The sequence below is a fragment of the Hymenobacter koreensis genome, from assembly GCF_039541855.1.
GTDB lineage: Bacteria > Bacteroidota > Bacteroidia > Cytophagales > Hymenobacteraceae > Solirubrum > Solirubrum koreensis.
This window is the reverse complement of sequence record NZ_BAABHA010000001.1, coordinates 262,343-282,621: the sequence shown is the minus strand read 5'-3', so window position 1 is coordinate 282,621 and position 20,279 is coordinate 262,343. Positions and strand designations below refer to the sequence as shown.

General features: G+C 59.5%; 19 protein-coding genes and 1 tRNA gene. 10 read left to right on the top strand and 10 right to left on the bottom strand.

Annotated features, from left to right (window positions below; genetic code table 11):
* Positions 1–154: 154 nt before the first annotated feature.
* Positions 155–979: a 4-(cytidine 5'-diphospho)-2-C-methyl-D-erythritol kinase gene (gene ispE, locus ABD903_RS01250; RefSeq protein ID WP_345220636.1), complete on the bottom strand. Its 825-nt coding sequence runs from the start codon at positions 977–979 to the stop codon at positions 155–157.
* 168 nt (positions 980–1,147) lie between these two features.
* On the opposite strand from ispE, the gene ABD903_RS01245 reads away from it, so the two are divergent.
* The 3 genes from ABD903_RS01245 to ABD903_RS01235 all read left to right on the top strand — a co-directional run bounded on the left by ABD903_RS01245 (position 1,148) and on the right by ABD903_RS01235 (position 3,745).
* On the top strand, positions 1,148–1,816 hold the full coding sequence (locus ABD903_RS01245; protein ID WP_345220634.1) for a sugar transferase: 669 nt from the start codon (positions 1,148–1,150) through the stop codon (positions 1,814–1,816).
* Positions 1,813–2,508, top strand: coding sequence for an acetyltransferase (locus tag ABD903_RS01240; protein ID WP_345220632.1), 696 nt, complete (start codon positions 1,813–1,815; stop codon positions 2,506–2,508). The genes ABD903_RS01245 and ABD903_RS01240 overlap by 4 nt, the downstream gene beginning before the upstream one ends.
* Before the next feature lie 97 nt (positions 2,509–2,605).
* Complete coding sequence (locus ABD903_RS01235) at positions 2,606–3,745, top strand: aminotransferase class I/II-fold pyridoxal phosphate-dependent enzyme (RefSeq protein WP_345220630.1); 1,140 nt, start codon at positions 2,606–2,608, stop codon at positions 3,743–3,745.
* 123 nt (positions 3,746–3,868) lie between these two features.
* Here the strand turns inward: ABD903_RS01235 and ABD903_RS01230 are convergent, their stop codons facing one another.
* The 4 genes from ABD903_RS01230 to atpD form a co-directional block, all read right to left on the bottom strand.
* Positions 3,869–4,993 (bottom strand): trans-sulfuration enzyme family protein, encoded by a 1,125-nt coding sequence (locus tag ABD903_RS01230; RefSeq protein ID WP_345220628.1) that lies wholly within the window; start codon positions 4,991–4,993, stop codon positions 3,869–3,871.
* 157 nt (positions 4,994–5,150) lie between these two features.
* Complete coding sequence (locus tag ABD903_RS01225) at positions 5,151–6,251, bottom strand: AI-2E family transporter (RefSeq protein WP_345220627.1); 1,101 nt, start codon at positions 6,249–6,251, stop codon at positions 5,151–5,153.
* Positions 6,252–6,396: 145 nt separating this feature from the next.
* Complete coding sequence (gene atpC, locus ABD903_RS01220; protein WP_345220625.1) at positions 6,397–6,642, bottom strand: ATP synthase F1 subunit epsilon; 246 nt, start codon at positions 6,640–6,642, stop codon at positions 6,397–6,399.
* 84 nt (positions 6,643–6,726) lie between these two features.
* Positions 6,727–8,232 (bottom strand): F0F1 ATP synthase subunit beta, encoded by a 1,506-nt coding sequence (atpD, locus tag ABD903_RS01215; protein ID WP_345220623.1) that lies wholly within the window; start codon positions 8,230–8,232, stop codon positions 6,727–6,729.
* Positions 8,233–8,462: 230 nt separating this feature from the next.
* On the opposite strand from atpD, the gene ABD903_RS01210 reads away from it, so the two are divergent.
* The 4 genes from ABD903_RS01210 (at position 8,463) to pth (ending at position 11,153) form a co-directional block, all read left to right on the top strand.
* Positions 8,463–8,535, top strand: a tRNA-Gln gene (locus ABD903_RS01210).
* A 198-nt stretch (positions 8,536–8,733) separates the two neighbouring features.
* On the top strand, positions 8,734–9,663 hold the full coding sequence (locus ABD903_RS01205) for a ribose-phosphate pyrophosphokinase (RefSeq protein WP_345220621.1): 930 nt from the start codon (positions 8,734–8,736) through the stop codon (positions 9,661–9,663).
* A 265-nt stretch (positions 9,664–9,928) separates the two neighbouring features.
* Positions 9,929–10,501, top strand: coding sequence for a 50S ribosomal protein L25/general stress protein Ctc (locus tag ABD903_RS01200; RefSeq protein WP_345220619.1), 573 nt, complete (start codon positions 9,929–9,931; stop codon positions 10,499–10,501).
* 88 nt (positions 10,502–10,589) lie between these two features.
* The gene (pth, locus tag ABD903_RS01195; RefSeq protein ID WP_345220618.1) at positions 10,590–11,153 is read left to right on the top strand and encodes an aminoacyl-tRNA hydrolase; all 564 of its coding nucleotides are present in this window, start codon (positions 10,590–10,592) and stop codon (positions 11,151–11,153) included.
* Between the two features lie 384 nt (positions 11,154–11,537).
* Here pth and metG read toward each other — a convergent pair whose 3' ends face one another.
* The gene (gene metG, locus ABD903_RS01190) at positions 11,538–13,583 is read right to left on the bottom strand and encodes a methionine--tRNA ligase (protein ID WP_345220616.1); all 2,046 of its coding nucleotides are present in this window, start codon (positions 13,581–13,583) and stop codon (positions 11,538–11,540) included.
* A gap of 229 nt (positions 13,584–13,812) precedes the next feature.
* Between metG and ABD903_RS01185 the strand changes: the two genes are divergently transcribed.
* Positions 13,813–14,487, top strand: a complete 675-nt coding sequence (locus ABD903_RS01185) for a hypothetical protein (protein WP_345220614.1) — start codon at positions 13,813–13,815, stop codon at positions 14,485–14,487.
* A gap of 68 nt (positions 14,488–14,555) precedes the next feature.
* On the opposite strand, the gene ABD903_RS01180 is transcribed toward ABD903_RS01185, so the two are convergent.
* Entirely contained in the window at positions 14,556–14,900 is a 345-nt protein-coding gene (locus tag ABD903_RS01180) for a hypothetical protein (RefSeq protein ID WP_345220612.1), read from the bottom strand.
* 162 nt (positions 14,901–15,062) lie between these two features.
* Positions 15,063–15,599, bottom strand: a complete 537-nt coding sequence (gene msrB, locus ABD903_RS01175) for a peptide-methionine (R)-S-oxide reductase MsrB (RefSeq protein WP_345220610.1) — start codon at positions 15,597–15,599, stop codon at positions 15,063–15,065.
* 185 nt (positions 15,600–15,784) lie between these two features.
* On the opposite strand from msrB, the gene typA reads away from it, so the two are divergent.
* The gene (gene typA, locus ABD903_RS01170) at positions 15,785–17,593 is read left to right on the top strand and encodes a translational GTPase TypA (RefSeq protein ID WP_345220608.1); all 1,809 of its coding nucleotides are present in this window, start codon (positions 15,785–15,787) and stop codon (positions 17,591–17,593) included.
* Between the two features lie 137 nt (positions 17,594–17,730).
* Positions 17,731–18,984: a hypothetical protein gene (locus ABD903_RS01165; protein ID WP_345220607.1), complete on the top strand. Its 1,254-nt coding sequence runs from the start codon at positions 17,731–17,733 to the stop codon at positions 18,982–18,984.
* Positions 18,985–19,057: 73 nt separating this feature from the next.
* Here ABD903_RS01165 and ABD903_RS01160 read toward each other — a convergent pair whose 3' ends face one another.
* Complete coding sequence (locus ABD903_RS01160) at positions 19,058–19,861, bottom strand: class I SAM-dependent methyltransferase (protein ID WP_345220605.1); 804 nt, start codon at positions 19,859–19,861, stop codon at positions 19,058–19,060.
* A gap of 135 nt (positions 19,862–19,996) precedes the next feature.
* Positions 19,997–20,278 (bottom strand): acylphosphatase, encoded by a 282-nt coding sequence (locus ABD903_RS01155; protein ID WP_345220604.1) that lies wholly within the window; start codon positions 20,276–20,278, stop codon positions 19,997–19,999.
* Between the last annotated feature and the right edge of the window lies 1 nt (position 20,279).

Here is a 20,279-nt window from a genome sequence, read left to right as displayed (position 1 = left end):
CGTGGTTCCACAGGTTCAACGTAAGCAACGATAATCAACGGTGCCACGACTCAGCTACGCCGACCTGCGGTTGGAGTGATGACACCACGCGGCAGCGCGCCGCCGTGGCTCCCCCTCTCTTTTGGAGAGGGGGCCGGGGGTGAGGTCAAAGCCGTTACAGCCGCCCGTTCCATACCTCAAAATTCGCATTAAACTCCACAGCTGGTGGTGTTTCCAGCCCCGGCCACAGCCCAAATACCGCCGAGCCCGAGCCCGACAAACTCGCGTATGCCGCTCCGGCCGCGTAAAGCTGCTGCTTAAGTTGCTCCAGCACCGGAAACTTCGGGGCCAACGACGCCTCGAAATCATTCACCACCGTCTCGCGCCAGGTTTCTATGGGGCCAGCTAGAGCCGTGCGCAAATCGTGCTGCGGCGCCCGCGGCGTTACGCCCGCGTAGGCTTCGGCCGTGCTGATGTGCAGGTTTGGGTACACCACTTTGCAGGCGGTACTGGCCAGCTGCGGCAGCGGCAGTGGGGTAAGCTCGTCGCCACGGCCGGTGGCCAGGGCGGACAGGTTACGGATGAAAAAGGCGCAGTCGGAGCCCAGGCGGCGGGCGTAGGCCTCCTGCTGTTGTTCGGTCAGGCGCAGATTCAGCACGATGTTCAAGGCCTTGAGCGCAAACGCGGCATCGGCCGAGCCGCCGCCCAAACCCGCCCCAATGGGCACCACCTTGTGCAAGTTAATGCGCACGGCCGGCACCTGCGGAAAATCGGCCCGCAGCAGCTCGTAGGCCCGTACGCAGAGGTTGGAGGCTGGGTCGCCGGGCACGGGGCGGCCCGTAAGCGTGAGTTCGGTTTTGCCCTCGGCGGCAGGCAGTATCTCCAGCGCATCGGTCCAGGGCAGCGGCACCATGGCGGTTTCGAGGGTGTGGAAACCATCGGGGCGTCGGGCCGTGATGTGCAGACCGAGGTTGAGCTTGGCGTTCGGGAAGACGAGCATGGCGCAAAGAACGGCAGTCGGCGGAAATCAGCCGGCAGTTAAGTTGACCAAAAGACTGGCGGCTGCTCGCCTTTCGGCTTGCGCGGTAACAGCAAAGCCAGTTCGCTTAAACCGTGGAGGCAGCGTGGCGCGTAACTTGCACGGCCCGAGTGCCCGCGTTTCTGCCTTATGTTCACCACTGCCGCATCTGCCAACTGGTACCGCCGCACGGGCAAACGCCTGCTCGACGTGCTGCTGGCCGCGCCCTTGCTGCTGGCGGTAGCACCCGTGTTAACCTTGGCCGCCGGGTTGCTAAAACTGCAGCCGGGCAGCGGACGGATCCTGTTTCGGCACCGCCGGCCCGGCTTGCACGGGCAGCTGTTCACGCTCTACAAGCTCCAAACCATGACCGATGCCCGCGACGCCGCCGGGCAGCTACTGCCCGATGCCCAGCGCCTCACCCGCCTCGGCCGCCTGCTACGCGCCACGTCCATTGACGAACTGCCCCAACTCTGGAACGTGCTTCGCGGCGACCTGAGCCTGGTGGGCCCGCGCCCCTTACTACCTGAGTACCTGCCGCTGTACTCGCCTGAGCAAGCCCGCCGCCACGCCGTGCGGCCCGGCATTACGGGCTGGGCGCAGGTAAACGGCCGCAACGCCATTTCCTGGGAGCAGAAGTTTGCTTACGACGTTTGGTACGTTGAGCACCTCTCTTTTGCCCTCGATTTGCGTATTCTCGTACGTACCGCCGGTCGGGTACTGAGTGCCCACGGCGTAGCGGCTCCCGGCCAGGCCACCACCGAGGCCTTTCGCGGCTCCTCCCCATCTGCTTCTTCCCATACCGATTTCTCGGCATGACTCAACTTTTCTTCTCTGATTACGACGACCTGGAATTCTCCGGCAGCCGCCCGCTGGTTATTGTGGGCGCCGGCGGCCTGGGCCGCGAAGTGCTGATGCTGGTGCGCCAGCTCAACGAAATGCGCCTGCAATGGGATGTGCTAGGCTTTTACGACGACCAGCAGCCCGCTGACCTCGAACGCCTGCACGATTTACCCTACCTCGGCACCATAGCCGATCTGAACGCCACCACCGAAACGGTGTACGCTGCCGTTGCCGTGGGCAATAGCCACCACCGCGCCGCCGTGGTGGGGCGCCTTACCTCACCGCACCTGCACTTTGCCACCCTTATTCACCCTTCCGTTACGTTGCGCGGCTATCAGAATGTGCAAGTAGGCCCCGGCAGCATCGTTACCCAAGGCTGCGTGTTTACCTGCGACATCGTTATCGGCCGGCACGTGCTGCTGAACTTAGGCTGCACCATCGGCCACGATGCCGTGCTGGAAGACTTTTGCTCCCTTATGCCCCACGCCAACGTGGGCGGCGAGGCTCACTTGGAAAGCGCCGTGTACCTGGGGACCAATGCCACAGTCATCAACAAAGTACGCGTAGGCGCCCGCACTATTGTAGGTGCCGGCGCCGTGGCCGTACGCGACCTGCCCGCCGATGTAACCGCTGTGGGCGTACCAGCGCAAGTCATCAAGCAGCATTAGTCTAGAATACTGCGTCCGGTGCGGCTGCCTGTCATGCAGCCACTCACCTTGTTCCTTCGCTACCACTTCCGGCTTTCGGGCCGCTCTTCCGCCCTGCATGCACAGCGACGATTACGACCGGCTTTTCCTCTCTCCGCCCCACCTTGGTCGCCACGAGCTGAATTACGTTCACAAAGCCATCGAAGACAATTGGGTGGCCCCCGCCGGCCCCAACCTCGACGGCTTCGAGCGCGACCTGTGCCAGTACGTGGGCACCCAGCACTGCGTGGCCTTGTCGTCGGGCACGGCTGCTATTCACCTGGGGTTGCTACTGCTCGGCGTGGGCCCCGGCGACGAGGTGCTGGTGCCGTCGTTCACCTTCGTGGCCACGGCCAGTCCGGTACGCTACGTGGGCGCCGAGCCGGTTTTCATCGACAGCGAAACCCGCACCTGGAACCTGTGCCCCCAGCGCCTGCGCGAGGCGTTGGCCGAACGCGCCCGCCGCGGCAAACAGGCCAAGGCCATTATTGTGGTGCACCTCTACGGCATGCCCGCGCTGCTGAACGAAATCCTGGAACTAGCCGCCGAGTACGGCGTGCCGGTGCTGGAAGACGCGGCCGAGGCTTTGGGCTCCCGACACCACGGGCAGGCCTTGGGAAGCTTTGGCGACGTTGCCGTTCTTTCGTTCAATGGCAACAAGATCATTACTACCAGCGGCGGTGGCGCCCTGCTCACCAACAACGCCGAATACGCCCGCCAGGCCCGCTGGCTGAGCACCCAGGCCAAGGACCCGGCTCCGTACTACCAGCATTCTACCCTCGGTTATAACTACCGCCTGAGCAACATTCTCGCCGGCATCGGCCGCGGCCAGATGGAACTGATTGAAGAGCGCGTGAAGCGCCGCCGCGAAATCTTCGCATTATATCAAGAACTGCTGCGCGATGTACCAGCAGTGCAAGTAGGTCCCGCCGAGCCGGCCAACACCCGCTCAAACCGCTGGCTGACCACCATTCTACTCAGCCCCGAACATACCGAGCGCACGCCCGAAGACCTACGTCAGCACCTGGAAACGCACAACATCGAAAGCCGGCCACTCTGGAAGCCCCTGCACCTGCAGCCGCTTTTTGCAGCATCCGCCATGTACGGCGGCACCGTGTGCGAAGACCTTTTCACCCGCGGACTTTGCCTGCCTTCCGGTTCCAGCATGACCGACGCCCACGTGCGCCGCGTCGTTAAGGCTTTGCAGGCAAAGCTATAATGTCTACCCTTTTTAGCTTAAAAAGCCGCGCAGGTAGTCTATAAAGTTCACTATGCAGTACAAAACGTGCGGCTATCAGTTTAAAAACCCTGGACTTCGGTACAAAATTCTTGCTCGTTTGGCCTACCCCAACGCTTGTCGCAAGTCTTCCACCAACTCCTCGGCTGGCTCAATGCCCACCGACAGCCGCACCAGCCCCAATGTAATGCCCAGGTCCCGTTGCTGCTCCGGCGTAAGTGCCCGGTGCGATGTTCCCAGCGGGTACGACAGCGACGAGTCTACCCCCGCCAACGAGGGCGCGAACGGGAACCGCTGACAGCGGCGCATGAAGCCGCTCACCGCTTCCTGATCGTCTTCCAGCAGAATCGACATCATCCCACCGAACATACCTCCACCCTGCTCCTTGGCCAGTGCGTGCTGCGCATGATCGGGCAGGCCGGGGTAATACACGGCGCGCACGCCGGGGTGTTGTTGCAACATCTCGGCCACGGCTTGGGCGTTGTGGCAATGTTCACGCACGCGCAGGCGCAGGGTTTTCAGGCCGCGAACGGCCAGCCAGCTTTCCATGGGGCTGAGCGTAAGGCCGTAAAACACCCCGATTTGCTTGAGTCTGGCGGCTACTTCCGGGTCGGCCGCTACGGCGGCGCCGGCGGTTACGTCGCTGTGGCCCGCCAGGTACTTGGTTACGCTGTGCAGGCTGATATCGGCTCCCAGGCTTAGCGGCTTGGTGAGCAGCGGCGTGGCAAAGGTGTTGTCCACCACCAACTTCAGGCCCAGGTTGTGGCATTCGGTGGCAAGGCGACGCAAATCGGCCACACGCAGTAGTGGGTTGCTAATGGTTTCGGCCAGCAGCAGGCGCGTGGTGGGCTGCACAAATTGGCCGAGGCTGTAGAGTTGCTCGAAGGGCACGTACGTCACCGTGATGCCCATGCGGCTGAGTTCGGTATTCAGCAGCGCAGCCGAGCCGCCGTAGATGTCGGCAGCGCACAGCACATGGTCGCCGGTTTGGCAGTAGGCCAGAATAGAGGCAAAAATGGCCGACATGCCCGAAGACGTAGCCACCGCGCCCGCGCCGCCTTCCAGCTGATTGATGGCGTTAACCAGCTCGTCGGAATTGGGGTTGCCGTTGCGCGAGTACAGGTACCGGCTGCTGGTATCCTGAAAGTACTGGTCGAGCTCGTCGAGGTCCTGAAACTTGAAAACCGAAGTTTGGTAGATGGGCGTGATTTTCGGAGTAATGGAGGTCATCAGCGACGAGGGTTGGCGGGTATGGCGGGCGACACCGGGAGGAAATCGGTTTCTTTTCCGTGGTGCAAGCTACTGCCGCAGCCGCATTTTTCTGCTCCTCGCTTGCAACGATCAGGTCCTAACTACCCAAGGCATGTAAGGCACTGCCCGACCCTCCCTAAGCGTCAGCACCTGGGGACTCCCCCGCAATACCTTTGCTCTTGGCCGCCAAAGCAGCCCGTGCCACCCGGTTTTCACGCCGGAACACTTCCATCAGTACCAGAAAGTAAGACACCAGCAGCGGCCCCACCACTAAGCCCACGATGCCGAAAATTTCTATTCCCAGCACCAGACCGATTAGCGTTATCAGCGGATGAATGTCGCCCATGCGCTTGGCCAGCACAATGCGCAGCAGGTTGTCAACATTCACAATCACAATGAAGCCCACCAGCAGAATCCCAACTGCCGCCCCGGTAGCGCCTTCCGAAAACTGATACAATGCAGCCGGCCCCCATACCAGCGGAGTACCCAAGACTGGCAGGAAAGCCATAAAAAAAGCTACCACTCCCCAAAAAAGAGGATCGGGCACGCCAAAAATCCACAAGGTCAAGCCCGTCAGAATACTCTGCACCATCGACACCAGTACCTGGCCCAATACGTTGGCGTTAACGTTGTTTTTCAACGATTCCCCCAGCTCCGAAATGGTTTCGCCCCGAAACGGCAGGTACCGGCGCAGCCCGAGTAAAAAGTACGTTTCCTGCATAAACAGGTAGTACATAGTGAACAGCATTAGCCCCACAATCACCAGGAAATTCAAAGCACCGCTGGCAACTGTGGGCACCCAGCTGCTCACTTGCCGCGCAGCCTGCTGAAGCAGTTCGCGCACGTTTTGCTTCCCCACAATTTGAAAGCCGCTAGCGTTTTCCAGCTTGTGCAGTACATCCATGATGCGCTCGGGGTGCCGGGCAAATGCCACCATCCGGTCGATCAGCAACGTGCTCAGGGCAAAGAAGGGGATAATGAGGGCCACCACGGTAACCAGCAGCAGCCCCACGGCCACCAGCCGGCGGTTCCAGCGGCGCTGATGCACCAGCGCCACCCACCACGGCCGGAACATAACAAACAGAATGCCTGCCCCCAAAAACGCCGTTAGGTACTGCACCAGCCCCAACAGCATCAGCCCACCCAGCCCAATAAGCGAGGCAATCAGCAGCACGTGCCGCTGCCGGGGTGTGTAAATGTTCTCAATAGCAGCAAAAGGGTCCTGAGGACGCAGCATAGATCGGGCAACTAAACGGGCACTTGCTCCACGCAAGGTCGGCACTCCTTACTATAATTCAACCGAAGTGCTGTTCCCTCTCTAGACCAACAAAAAAGCCTCTCCGGGGCGGGAGAGGCTTTCCTGATTTCTTTTCGTTGAAGCGTTACGCCAACACCGACTCGGCCAAAACCACGACGTTGTTGCGCAGCACTTCCACCACGCCGCCCGTTACCTGGAACGACTCGCGGCCGGCAGCGCTGGTTAGGCGCACCTCGCCCGCTTGCAGCGCGCTGATGAGCGGGGCGTGGTTGTTGAGCACTTCAAACTGGCCGTCGGCGCCCGGGAAGATGGCCGAAGAAACTTCGCCCTCAAACACCTTGCGGTCCGGCGTGATGATTTCTAAACGCATAGCAGTTGCCTGTTTGTAGTTATCCGTTGTCAGCGTGTGCCGTTCGGCCTCACAACTGACAACGGATAACCGTCAACTCAAAAATTAGCGGGCTTCCGCCATCAACTTCTCACCCTTGGCTACGGCATCCTCGATGGTACCTACGAGGTTGAACGCTGCCTCAGGCAGGTGGTCGTGCTTGCCGTCGATGATTTCGTTGAAGCCGCGGATGGTGTCCTTGATATCAACGAGTACACCGGCCAGACCGGTGAACTGCTCGGCCACGAAGAAGGGCTGCGACAGGAAACGCTGCACGCGACGGGCGCGGTTTACGGTCTGCTTGTCTTCTTCGGAGAGTTCGTCCATACCCAAGATGGCGATGATGTCCTGCAGTTCTTTGTAGCGTTGCAGAATTTCTTTCACGCGCTGGGCGGTGTTGTAGTGCTCGTCGCCGAGAACGGCGGCATCCAGGATGCGTGAGGTCGAGTCCAGCGGGTCCACAGCCGGGTAGATGCCAAGCTCGGCAATCTTACGCGACAGTACCGTGGTAGCGTCCAAGTGAGCAAAGGTGTTGGCCGGAGCCGGGTCAGTCAAGTCATCGGCAGGCACGTAAACGGCCTGTACCGAGGTGATAGAGCCCCGCTTGGTGGAGGTGATACGCTCCTGCATGGCACCCATTTCGGTAGCCAGCGTGGGCTGGTAACCTACGGCCGAGGGCATACGGCCCAGCAGAGCCGACACTTCCGAACCCGCCTGGGTGAAGCGGAAGATGTTGTCGATAAAGAACAGGATGTCACGACCAGCACCGGTGCCGTCGCCGTCGCGGAAGTTCTCCGCAATGGTCAGACCCGACAGGGCCACACGGGCACGGGCTCCGGGAGGCTCGTTCATCTGGCCGAACACCAGCGTAGCCTGAGATTTTTCCATCTCGGCCATGTCCACCTTCGTCAGGTCCCAGCCGCCCTGCTCCATGGAGTGCTTAAACTCCGAGCCGTAGCGAATGATGTCCGATTCGATGAATTCGCGCAGCAAGTCATTGCCTTCGCGGGTACGCTCGCCCACACCAGCAAACACCGACAGACCCGAGTAGGCCTTGGCGATGTTGTTGATGAGTTCCTGAATCAGTACGGTTTTGCCTACGCCAGCACCACCAAACAAACCGATTTTACCGCCCTTTACATAAGGAGCCAGCAAGTCGATTACTTTGATGCCGGTGAAGAAAACTTCCGAGGAAGTAGCCAGTTCTTCGAAAGCGGGAGCCTGACGGTGAATGGGCAGACGCACGCCCGATTGGGGCTGCGGAATGCCATCAATGGCCTCGCCGATTACGTTGAACAGGCGGCCTTTTACGCCGTCGCCGGTGGGCATCGAGATGGGCGCACCCAAGTCGCGCACGTCGGCGCCGCGGGTCAAACCTTCGGTCGAGTCCATGGCGATGGTACGCACACGGTCTTCGCCCAGGTGTTGCTGGCACTCCAGGATTACGACTTGGCCGTTGTCCTTCGTTACTTCCAGCGCGTCGAGGATGTTGGGCAGTTTGGAGCCTTCACCCGCGAAGCTCACGTCCACCACGGGACCGATGACCTGGGTGATTTTGCCGGTATTCGCCATTGCGTTTGTGTATAGGGAAATGAAGCAGTTTCAGGCCGCAAAAGTACGGACCATCCGCCGCATGGGCAAACCCGAACGCCACGGAAACTTTTCGCGCTGAAAATCACCGCTAAAAGGCGCTTTTCAGGCCAAATAACGCCTTTACCCCAAAAAATTATTTCGCCCAAAATTTGGAGCCGCCCGAAACGGTAGTACATTTGCAAACCCAAACGGGACACCGCGTGGGATTTTGTCCGATGGTGTAACTGGCAACACGCTTGATTTTGATTCAAGAAAGTCCAGGTTCGAGCCCTGGTCGGACAACTGCTCAACAGCGAAAGGCGCTGGCTTCCTCTTCGGAGAGAAGTCGGCGCCTTTCGCTTTTTACGGTTCCACCGGTACTGACCACGCGCTAGCGGCGGTCAGGGCCCTGCAGCGGCCTGCGACCCAGCCACTAACGCGTGCATCCGGACTACGGACGCCGGTTCTTGGTTGGCTTTCCTTGTTCCCTTTTCTTCTCTCATGGCTTCGCAGGTCAAAATCTTCTCCGGTACCACGTCGCGCGACGTGGCCGAAAAAATTGCCGCCGCTTACGGTCAACCCCTGGGCGACCTCACCATCCAGCGCTTCGCCGACTCCGAAATCGGACCGAGCTTCAACGAGAGCGTACGCGGCTGCGAGGTGTTTCTCATCCAGAGCACCTTCCCACCCGCCGATAACCTGATGGAACTCATGCTGATGGTGGACGCGGCCAAGCGCGCCTCGGCCTACAAAGTGAACGTGGTGATGCCCTACATGGGCTACACCCGGCAGGACCGCAAGGATAAGCCCCGGGTAAGCATCGGGGCCAAAGTCGTGGCTGAGTTCATCCAGAGCGTGGGCACTTCCCGCCTGATGACCTGCGACCTGCACGCGGGCCAGATTCAGGGCTTCTTCGACATTCCCGTCGACCACCTCGACGGCTCCACCATCACGGCGCCCTACATCAAGTCCCTGAACCTGGAGAACCTCATCTTCGCTTCTCCCGACGTGGGCGGCGTGGTGCGCACCCGGGCCTTTGCCAAGAAGTTCGGGGCCGAAATAGTGGTCTGCGACAAGATGCGCCTGCGGGCCAACGAAATTGCCTCCATGCAGGTCATCGGCGACGTGACGGGCATGAACGTGGTGCTGGTGGACGACATCGTGGACACGGCCGGCACCGTGTGCAAGGCCGCCGATCTGCTGCTGGAGCGGGGTGCCGCTTCGGTGCGGGCCGTCATCACCCACCCCGTGCTTAGCGGCCCGGCCCATGAGCGGATTCGCAATTCCTCGCTGGTGGAGCTGATTACGACCGATACCATCCCGCTGCGCGAGGAAAACGACAAGATTCGCGTCATCTCGGTGGCCGACCTCTTTGCCCAAGCCATCCGGAACGTGGTGACACACGAGTCTATTAGCTCGCTGTTTATATAAAGACGGACTAATTGCCTGTCGTCAGGAACAGAGCGAAGGGCCTTCTCACGCCAGAACAAATCGTCCGGCGGTGAGAAGGCCCTTCGCTTTACTCAGGATGACGCTTTTCTAGCTACTGACGGCTTACTTCCGTCACATATAGTAAGCCCACACTTTTCAATCCGAAACCTTCCGCGTACCTTTGCGGCCCTGTCGGCTATTCTGGCTGGCGGAACAGTTTCATTTCAAGGTCTTTACTAAGACCACACTTTCAAACACCAGTATTATGAAAAGCCTCGAGATTGTAGGGTTTAAAAGAGCGAATCTCGGTAAGAAAGATGCCAAGGCCCTGCGCCTGGACTCTATGGTTCCGTGCGTATTGTACGGCGGCGAAGAGCAAGTGCATTTTTCGGTTCCGGCCATCCTGTTCCGCGAGTTGCTGTACACCCCCGAGGTGCACATCGTTGACTTGAACATTGAAGGCACCATGTACCGTGCCATCGTGCAGGACTCTCAGTTCCACCCCGTGAACGAGATGTTGTTGCACGTTGACTTCCTGTTGCTGCAGGAAGGCAAAGAAGTGAAGATGGACATCCCCGTGCAGTTCGTAGGCGTTTCGCCGGGCGTACTGGCTGGTGGCAAGCTGGTGAGCAAGCTGCGCAAGCTGAAAGTGAAGGCTTCGGCCGAAAACCTGCCCGACTACGTGAAGGTGGACATTTCGGACCTGGGCCTGGGCAAGTCGATCAAGGTAAACAAGGTGGTGCCCGAGAACTACACCATCCTGACGAACCCGATGGCTCCCATTGCCACGGTAACCATCCCGCGTGCCCTGAAAGGCCAGATGGCTGCCGACAAATAGGTTTTTCGCGCTGTCGAAAGCAAAAATCCTGCTTCGCCTTGCGGCGGGGCAGGATTTTTTACGTTTGTAGGCGTCTACACAAACAAGTATGAAATTTCTGATTCTGGGGCTGGGCAACATTGGCCCGGAGTACGCCGACACCCGCCACAACATTGGCTTTATGGTGCTCGATTACCTGGCGGCCAAGCACGAGGCAAGGTTTGAAATTGGGCGGCACGCGTTCGTGACCGAAATCAAGCACAAAGGCAAAACCTACGTACTGGTAAAACCCACCACGTACATGAACCTAAGCGGTAAAGCCGCCGCGCACTACCTCACCAGCCTGAAGCTGGAAAAAGAGCAGATGCTGGTGGTAACCGATGATTTGGCCCTCCCCTACGGCAAAATTCGCCTGAAAGGCAAAGGCTCGGCCGGCGGACACAACGGCCTCAAGCACATTCAGGAAACCCTCGGCTCCGACGAATACGCCCGCCTGCGCTTCGGCGTGGACGCCAACTTTCCCAAAGGCCGGCAGGTGGATTACGTGCTCAATCCGTTCAGCGAAGACGAGCGAATTGACCTGCCGCTGCGCATTGAAAAGGCGGCGGAAGCGGTGCTGGCGTTTGGCACGTTGGGACTGGAGCGGACGATGAATGTCGTAAACGTGAAGTAAGAGCTACTGCAGCGGCTCCGACTGGTGGTATTTCACTAGGATCGAGCAGATGTAGAGCAACCCAGGCAGTATTTTACTCACCCATGCAAGGCCACACAGCAGCAAGCCGAGACCGACGTAGAACTTTATAGAAAGATAAAAAGGCCCCGATCGGGTGGCGGTCATTAGCTTAATACCGCCCCATATCAGAGCCAAAATGCATACCGCAACCAATCCTACCGCCAGCAGGATGGACTGTCCAAGATTCTGAGGTTCCAGTGGGATTTCGTGCATTAGTTGGCTTAATAGCCAGCAGCACCATATAGTAACCCAAGCCAAAACAAACGGGCCGCCCTACTCCTTGCAGAGTGGGACAGCCCGTTTGTTTTGGGCAAGGTGGCTTCCCTACGCAACAAAGCTACCCGGCCGCACCGGCTGGCCGGGCTGCATGAGGTGCAGCGAACCGTCGGCGTTTTCGGCCATAAGCAGCATGCCTTGGCTTTCGATGCCTTTGATTTCGCGCGGCGCGAGGTTCAGCAGCACCAGCACTTGCTGACCTACCAAGGCCTCGGGAATGAAGTGCTCGGCAATGCCTGAAACAATGGTGCGCTGATCGAGGCCAGTGTCGACGGTCAGCTTCAGCAGCTTTTTGGTTTTGGCCACTTTCTCGGCGGCTACCACGGTACCCACGCGCAGGTCCATGCGGCCGAACTCGTCGAACGACACGTTTTCCTTGGCGGGAGCGGCGACGGCAGCGGCCATCTGGTTGGCTTTCTTGGTATCGAGCAGCTTCTGTACCTGGGCTTCTACGGTGGCGTCTTCAATTTTCTCGAACAGCAGGAAGGCTTCGCCCAACTGGTGGCCTTCGGGCAGCAGCGTGGCACGGCCGGCCTGGCTCCAAGCACCTTGCTCGGTGCGCAGCATGGTGGCCAGTTTCTGCGCCGACTCGGGCAAGAAGGGCTCCAGCAGCGTGGCTAAAGCGGCCGTAAGCTGCAGGCTCACGTGCAAAATGCTGGCGGTGCGCGTGGGGTCGGTTTTGATAAGTTTCCAGGGCTCGGTATCCGCCAGGTACTTGTTACCGACACGGGCCAGGTTAAGCACTTCGGCCAGGGCGTCGCGGAAACGGTAGTTCTCGATTAGGTCGCCGATGCGTTGCGGAAACTCCGAGAGCTGGCGCAGTACCTCTTCATCCAACTCGTCGAGTGGGCCGGCTACGGGTACACGGCCTTCGAAGAACTTGTGAGTTAGCACCACAGCGCGGTTCACAAAGTTGCCGAGTGTAGCCAGCAGCTCGTTGTTGTTGCGTGCCTGGTAATCTTTCCAAGTGAAGTCGTTGTCCTTGGTTTCGGGGGCGTTGGCACAGAGCACGTAGCGCAGCACGTCGGCTTTGCCGGGGAAATCCTGCAGGTACTCGTGCAGCCACACGGCCCAATTGCGGGACGTGGAAATCTTGTCGCCTTCCAGGTTCAGGAACTCGTTGGCGGGCACGTTATCGGGCAGAATGAATTCGCCGTGGGCCTTGAGCATCGCCGGAAAAATGATGCAGTGGAACACGATGTTATCCTTGCCGATGAAGTGCAGCAGCTTGGTTTCGGGGTCCTGCCAGTAGGGCTTCCAGGCGTCGCCGGGCAGCAGGTCCTTGGTGGCCGAGATGTAGCCAATGGGCGCATCGAACCACACGTATAGCACCTTGCCGTCGGCGCCTTCTACGGGTACGGGCACGCCCCAATCCAGGTCGCGGGTTACGGCGCGGGGGTGCAGGCCCTGGTCGATCCAGGATTTGCACTGGCCGTACACGTTGGTTTTCCAGTCCTGCTTGTGGCCTTCCACAATCCACTCGCGCAGCCACGGCTCGTACTGGTCGAGCGGAAGGTACCAGTGCTTGGTTTCGCGCAGCACGGGGTGGTTGCCCGAGAGCATGGAGCGCGGGTTAATCAGCTCGGTGGGGCTGAGCGAGGAGCCGCACTTTTCGCACTGGTCGCCGTAGGCGTTTTCGTTGGCGCAGGTGGGGCAGGTGCCCACGATGTAGCGGTCGGCCAGAAATTGGTCGGCCTGCTCGTCATAATACTGCAGCGAAGTCTGTTCGGTGAACTGGCCGGCCTCGTAAAGCTTGCGGAAGAAGTCGGAGGCCGTTTTGTGGTGCGTTTCGTTGGAAGTGCGCGAGTAAATATCGAACGACACACCGAACTCTTTAAAAGAGTCACGGATGATGGCGTGGTATTTATCGACCACCTGCTGCGGGGTAACGCCTTCTTTCTGAGCCCGAATGGTGATGGGCACGCCGTGCTCGTCGGAGCCGCAGATAAACTTCACATCGCGGCCCTGAGCGCGCAGGTAACGCACGTAAATATCGGCAGGCAGGTACACACCTGCTAAGTGACCAATGTGCACGGGGCCGTTGGCGTAAGGCAGCGCAGCGGTAACGGTATAGCGTTTGGGAAGGGCTTGCATGGGGAGGTGAAAAACGCCGCGCCACACATTCAGCGCGAACAAAAAATACGAGGAAGGCGCAAAGAAACGCCGAAAAGTGCAGACGTAACCGCACCCGCACGCGTATCAGATACGCGATGCGGTAGTACGGCGCAATGTTATCAATTACCGAGCAACGGTAACATTCTGCTTCCGATTCGTTTCCTTTCCGAAATAGTACATGAGTTGCTCATCTTTACCAGACCACACCATGGCAAAAGCAGATAAAAAAAGCGCCGGTAAACAAGGCGAAAAAGCCGGCAAAGAGAAGGGCGAAAAGAAAGGCAAGGCCAATGCAAAGGCGGAGCGTAAATCCGTAGCCCGGGCTTCTTCTGATGGCGCCCATGCCAGCATTGATCTGCCGACCGGCAAGGACAAGTCGGGGGGCAAGAAGGCGCAAAAAGCCGCTACCAAACAGGCGCAGAAACAGCTTAACAAGCAGCTTGATGAGTTGTCTAAGCGCATTCGAAAGGAAACCAAAGCGCAGGTAAAAGAAGTAGTGGCGCAAGCCGCTGTTCGCTTTGAGCAGGAAGCCCGTCAACTCCTGAAAGCATCTTCGGTTCAGGCTAACGACGAGAAACCGAGCACCTCAACCACTTCCAAAGCCGTTAGTGGCGCCACCAAGCCAGCAGCCCGGCCCGCAGCCGCAAAGCCTGCGGCTCCACGCCGGCCAGCCACGGCAGCAGCGGCTCCCAAGGCCACGCCGGCACCGCGCCCCAGCCGTTCGCGGGCTACGGCCACCACGCCCACAACCGCTACGCCGCCTGCGGCACGGCCGGCTGCCGTCCGCAACCGTTCTGGTGCCCGCCCCAGCGCACCGCTGGCCCCCGAAAAACCGGCTTCGCTGGTTACCCCGGCCTCGTCGGCTAACGGTACTACCGAATAAGATTTCCTGACGTGCCTTCGCATCGGTCCGCCTAGCTGTTTACGCAGCGGGGCGGGCCGATTCTGGTTTTAAGGACGCCGCAGGGTATCGGCCATATTGGGGTTGCCCTGAATACGACGCACGCGCTCTTCGGGCGTGCTCAGGTTGGGGTCGTTAGTGTTAACGGACTCGATGCGCTGCCGGGCGCCGGTAGCCGCTGCCTGCTCACGCACTTGGGGCACACGGTTGGGCGTGGCGTCGGGTTGAGTGCCGGTGCCCACGCCGTTGTTGTAAGCGGCCTGGCGGTCGGCATCGGTGCGAATTTCGGTGGGCGCGCGGTCCACTTCCGCCGATTGGTCGGAGGTGGTGCAGGCGGCGCCGAGCCAACAGAGCAATACGGCGGGCAAAACGAGACGAAACGGGCGGCAAGACATGAGACAGGAGCTGAGGTATATTCTCTCAACGCAAGGCAGCTACAGCTTGTTGGATCCCTTTTATGTACCCGAGCAGCAATAGTTGACGGTGCTGACCAAGGCGGCTACGCACAGAAAAGCCCGCACCGAGGCGCGGGCTTTCTTTTAAAGCAGTGACGACTCTTACTTCTTGACGAACACCATAGCGCCGGAGTTCATGCAGTAGCGCAGGCCCGTGGGCGCGGGGCCATCGTCGAACACGTGGCCCAAATGACCGCCGCACTTGGCGCAAACTACTTCGTCGCGGCTCATGCCGTGGCTGTTGTCTTTCTGCACCTTCACGCTGCTGGCTGTGGCCGGCGCAAAGAAACTAGGCCAGCCGGTACCCGACTCGAACTTCTCGGTGGAGTGAAAAAGCAAGTTTTTATCGGCCGCGCAGTAAAAGGCGCCTTTCTCGTGGTTGTCGTTGTATTTGTTCGCGAAGGGCCGTTCGGTGCCTTTTTCGCGTAGGATGGTGTACTGCTCAGGCGTGAGTTGCAGTTTCCATTGGGCGTCGGTTTTACGCACGGGAAATTCATCGGCCTTGTTGGTCATCGGCTGCGCCGTGGGATACACCTTATTAGATGCCTTGGCGACAGATATTTCCTTGGTTTTTTGTTGAGAACAAGCCGGCAACGAGGTTAAGCACAGCAGACTAAGCAGTAAGACGGGGATGCGCATGGAATAAATTAAACGGGAGAGAAAGACGGCCGAAAAAACCCGCGCCGCATGCAGAACGCTGTGCTGTCGGGTTTTGTTCAGCATACCTACGACGCTGACAGGCAGCGCGGTTTGCTTTCAAACATTAAGGGTAACAAGCATTTGCGGACGAAATTCCCTACCTTTGCACCCGCAAAACAGCTCTCATGCAGAACATCCGTAACATCGCCATCATTGCCCACGTTGACCACGGCAAAACCACGCTCGTGGACAAGATCATCCACGCGTCGAAGCTCTTTTCGGAGCACCAGCACTTCGACGACCTGATCTTGGACAACAACGACCTGGAGCGCGAGCGTGGCATTACCATCGTATCGAAGAACGTTTCGGTTCGCTACAAAGACGTTAAAATCAACATCATCGACACCCCTGGTCACGCCGACTTCGGCGGCGAGGTGGAGCGTGTACTGAAGATGGCCGATGGCGTATTGCTGCTCGTCGACGCCTTCGAAGGTGCCATGCCCCAGACCCGTTTCGTACTGGGCAAAGCCATCGATTTGGGCCTGAAGCCCATTGTGGTGGTTAACAAAGTCGACAAAGAAAACTGCCGCCCCGACGAGGTGCACGAGCAGGTTTTCGACCTCATGTTCAACCTCGGCGCTTCCGAAGACCAGCTGGACTTCGTAACGCTGTACGGCTCTTCGAAGCAGGGCTGGATGAGCACCGACTGGAAGCAGAAAACGGACGACATCACCCCGTTGCTCGATGCCGTTATTGCCTCCATCCCTCCCGCTCCGTTCTACGAAGGCACCCCGCAAATGCAGGTTACCTCGCTCGACTACTCGTCGTTCGTGGGCCGTATTGCCATCGGACGCGTGCAGCGCGGTACCCTTACTGAAGGTTCGAACATGAGCCTGATGAAGGCCGACGGCACCATCAAAAAGGTTAAGATCAAAGAACTGCAGGTATTCGAAGGCCTGGGCAAAGCCAAAGTTTCGTCGGTTTCGGCCGGTGAAATTTGCGCGGTAACCGGCATCGAAGGCTTCGACATCGGCGACACCCTCGCCGATGCCGAAAACCCCGAGGCGTTGACCCGTATCAGCATCGACGAGCCGACGATGAACATGTTGTTCACCATCAACAACTCGCCGTTCTTCGGTAAGGAAGGCAAGTTTGTGACCTCGCGTCACTTGCGCGACCGTCTGTACAAAGAGACTGAGAAAAACCTGGCGCTGCGCGTGAAGGAAACCGACCGCGAAGACTCCTTCTTGGTGTACGGCCGGGGCATTCTTCACTTGTCGGTACTCATCGAAACCATGCGCCGCGAAGGGTACGAGCTGCAGGTAGGCCAGCCGCAGGTGCTCTTCAAAGAAGACGACAACGGCAACCGCCTGGAGCCCATCGAACACTTGGTGGTAGACGTACCGGAGGAAACTGCCGGTAAGGTTATCGAGCTGGTGACGATGCGCAAGGGCGAGCTGACCATCATGGAGCCGAAAGGCGACCTGCAGCACCTGGAGTTCAACATTCCGTCGCGCGGCCTGATTGGCTTGCGTAACAACGTGCTGACCGCCACTGCTGGTGAGGCCATCATGAATCACCGCTTCCAGAGCTACGAGCCTTACAAAGGCCAGATTCCCGGCCGTATCAGCGGCTCGCTGATTTCGATGGACACCGGTGCCGGCACCGCGTACACCATCGACAAGATGCAGGACCGCGGCGAGTTCTTCGTTGATCCAGGCGAAGAAGTTTACGCCGGCCAGGTTATCGGTGAGCACACCCGCCCGAACGACTTGACCATCAACATTCAGAAGGGCAAGAAGCTGACGAACATGCGTGCTTCGGGTACCGACGACAACGTGAAGATTGTGCCCAAGCGCCAGTTCTCGCTGGAAGACGCCATGGAATACATCCAGAAGGATGAGTACCTGGAGGTTACGCCGAAGTCGATCCGGATGCGCAAAATCCTGCTCGACGAAAACGAGCGTCTGCGCTCGGCCAAGAAAATCGACTAGCTCTTTCGGGAGCTTATGTAAGAAAAGGCGCGGCTTCGGTCGCGCCTTTTTTGTTTGCGACCCGTCGGTAAACAGCCAATTAATATTCAATTGATTTCATATAGTATTATTGTGACCCGTTCTCTCCCGGTTACCCTATGCAGGCACATTTACGCCCTTTACTTCTCGCATTGCTGATGGCCGGCGCCGGCTTACAAGCTCAGGCCCAGAGCGTCGGCATTGGTACCACACAGCCCGACGGCGCCGCAGCCCTCGACGTTAATTCCACCAACCGGGGCTTTCTGCCGCCGCGCATGCTGCAGAGCCAGCGCGAGCAGATTCCCGTTACGGCCCAAAGCGCGGGCCTGCTCGTGTACCAGACCAATGGCACTCCGGGCTATTACTATTACACCGGTACGGGCTGGATGCAGCTAGGCGCTCAGGGCCCGGCGGGCGCTCCAGGGGCCGCCGGGCCGCAGGGCCCGCAAGGACCAGCCGGCGCCCTCGGGCAATACGGCGACGGCTCGGCGGGCGCGTTCAACATTGCGTCTGGCAACACCCTGGATCTGACTACCGCCAGCGGCTTTAATGCGCTGGCAGGGCGGCATCCTTTGCAGTTTACCACGCTCAGCATCTCTGGTAACCTAATTGTACCCAGCGGCACGGTCATCCGCTGCACCGGCGACGTCACCATTTCGGGCACCATCACCGTGGCCAACGGGGCCGAGGATAGCGGCAACGGCGCCCCGCACCCGGGCGTAGCCCGCTCTGCCCCAGGCGTCATTACCGGTGGAACCGGGATGAGCCTGCTTTCGGCGGCTGGGCTAACGTATGCCCCGGTGGCCGCTGGCGGCGCCGGCGACCGAACAATTAACGGCACGGGTGGAGAGGGCGGCGGCTCAATTGCCATCGTGAGCCGCGGCAACATCAACCTGACGGCAGGAGGCAACATCAACGCCAACGGCAATAGCGCGGTTAATACCGCTACGGCAGGTGACGTGGGCGGCGGTGGGGGTGGTGCTGGGGGCATTGTGATACTAGCGGCCCAGGGCAACATCACCGTATCGGGAAGCATTCGGGCCAACGGCGGCGCCGGCGCGAGTGGAGTCAATGCCAACGGCGGCACCAACGGTGCGGGCGGGGGTGGCGGCGGCGGTGGCGGCATCATCCATTTGATTTCGAGCGCCACGGCCACCGTAACGGGCACGCTGCAAGCCAACGGCGGGGCCGCGGGCGCCGACGCCTTCTCAACCAATCAAACGGCAGGCTCCGGAGGCGGCGCCTGCGGTGGTAACGGCGGCTCCGGTGGCGGCACCTTCGTGTTCGGCGGTGCTCTTACAGCCTCCCAAGCGGGCGCGGCGGGTTATGTAGTCCGCACGGTGGTGCCCAGCCCGGAGCTGCTTATCCGTTAGGGCGCTTGTCTTAAAAAGACAACAGGGCGCGGCTAAAGCCGCGCCCTGTTGCGTTTGGACTTGCTATACCTTGCTACTTCTTGCGCAGCAGCCATACATCCTGACTGGCAGCGGCACCCTGGCGCTGGCCGGGAATGTGCTCCAGCACTTCCGCTTGTTGGCCGAACAGGTGGTGCAAGTAGCTAGGCGGCTGGAAAGCAGCGAAGACCCGGTGACCTTCGTCCACGTTGCTGCGAATGACGAGTTGCCCCGCGTCGAAAGTGGCCCGTTCAGCTTCAGTCAGGATTTCGCGGAAGGCGGCACCGTGGGTGGTGAACAGCAACACGCCCCCGGAGCGCGTAACGCGCATCAGCTCATCGTACCAGCGTTGGTGGCCCTGAGCAGAAAGGTGAGTGAAAATGGATATGCCGTAAACCGCGTCGAATGCCGCATCAGCAGCTTGCAGGGGCGGGTCGATGCCGTTTAGCAGAAATTCAATGCCCGATAAATGTTGGCGGCACCACTCAATGGACTGCGCGTTGTAGTCGGTGCCGGTGTAGCGGCAGCCTTGCCCAACAACCTCGGGCAGGTGCCTAATGACGCGGCCGGGGCCGCAGCCCCAATCGAGGATGTGCTGATTGCGGAGCTCCAAATGTTTGCCGAGGTGGTCACGTACCCACGCAGCCGTGTCGCGGCCACCCTCGTAATACTTGCGGTAATTGAGTTGAAACGACTCGTACATCAAGTAATCAGGCGGCAGCTTTACGCCGGTGTTAGCTGCCCGGAAGGCCTGGTTGAGGTGGCGGTTTTTATAGCGCATCAGCCCGTATCGAACGCGGTCGGCGGCGTGCATGAGGCCTATTTGGCGAAGCAGATTGGTAAGTAACCCTTTGTTCATCGCTGCAATATCCTACTTTAAGTTGGGGCAAAGAAGCTCGAAATACTCACCGTGCCGAACTTCCGCGTGATGCCCAAGCAGCCGGAAAGCTTTACCACAGCCCGGAGCGGAAAGGCGCGTCGCAATTCACCCCCCCTACTGCCGCACCTCAAACGCCCTGAATCCTTGCATTTCGCCCGTTTGCGTTTCTACCCGGTCTACCCGTGCTGCCGGCGGCCCGTGCTGGCACCAAACTTCCAAAGCAGACAGTGCTTCGGCGGAGCCTTCGGCTTCAATGGTTACGGTGCCGTCGGGGTTATTGCAGGTGTACCCGTGCAGACCCAGCTCGGTGGCTTTGCGCTTGGCCGATTGGCGAAAGAACACGCCCTGTACGCGGCCGTGGATGCGGAATATGCGGTGATGAGTAGTCATGGCCATA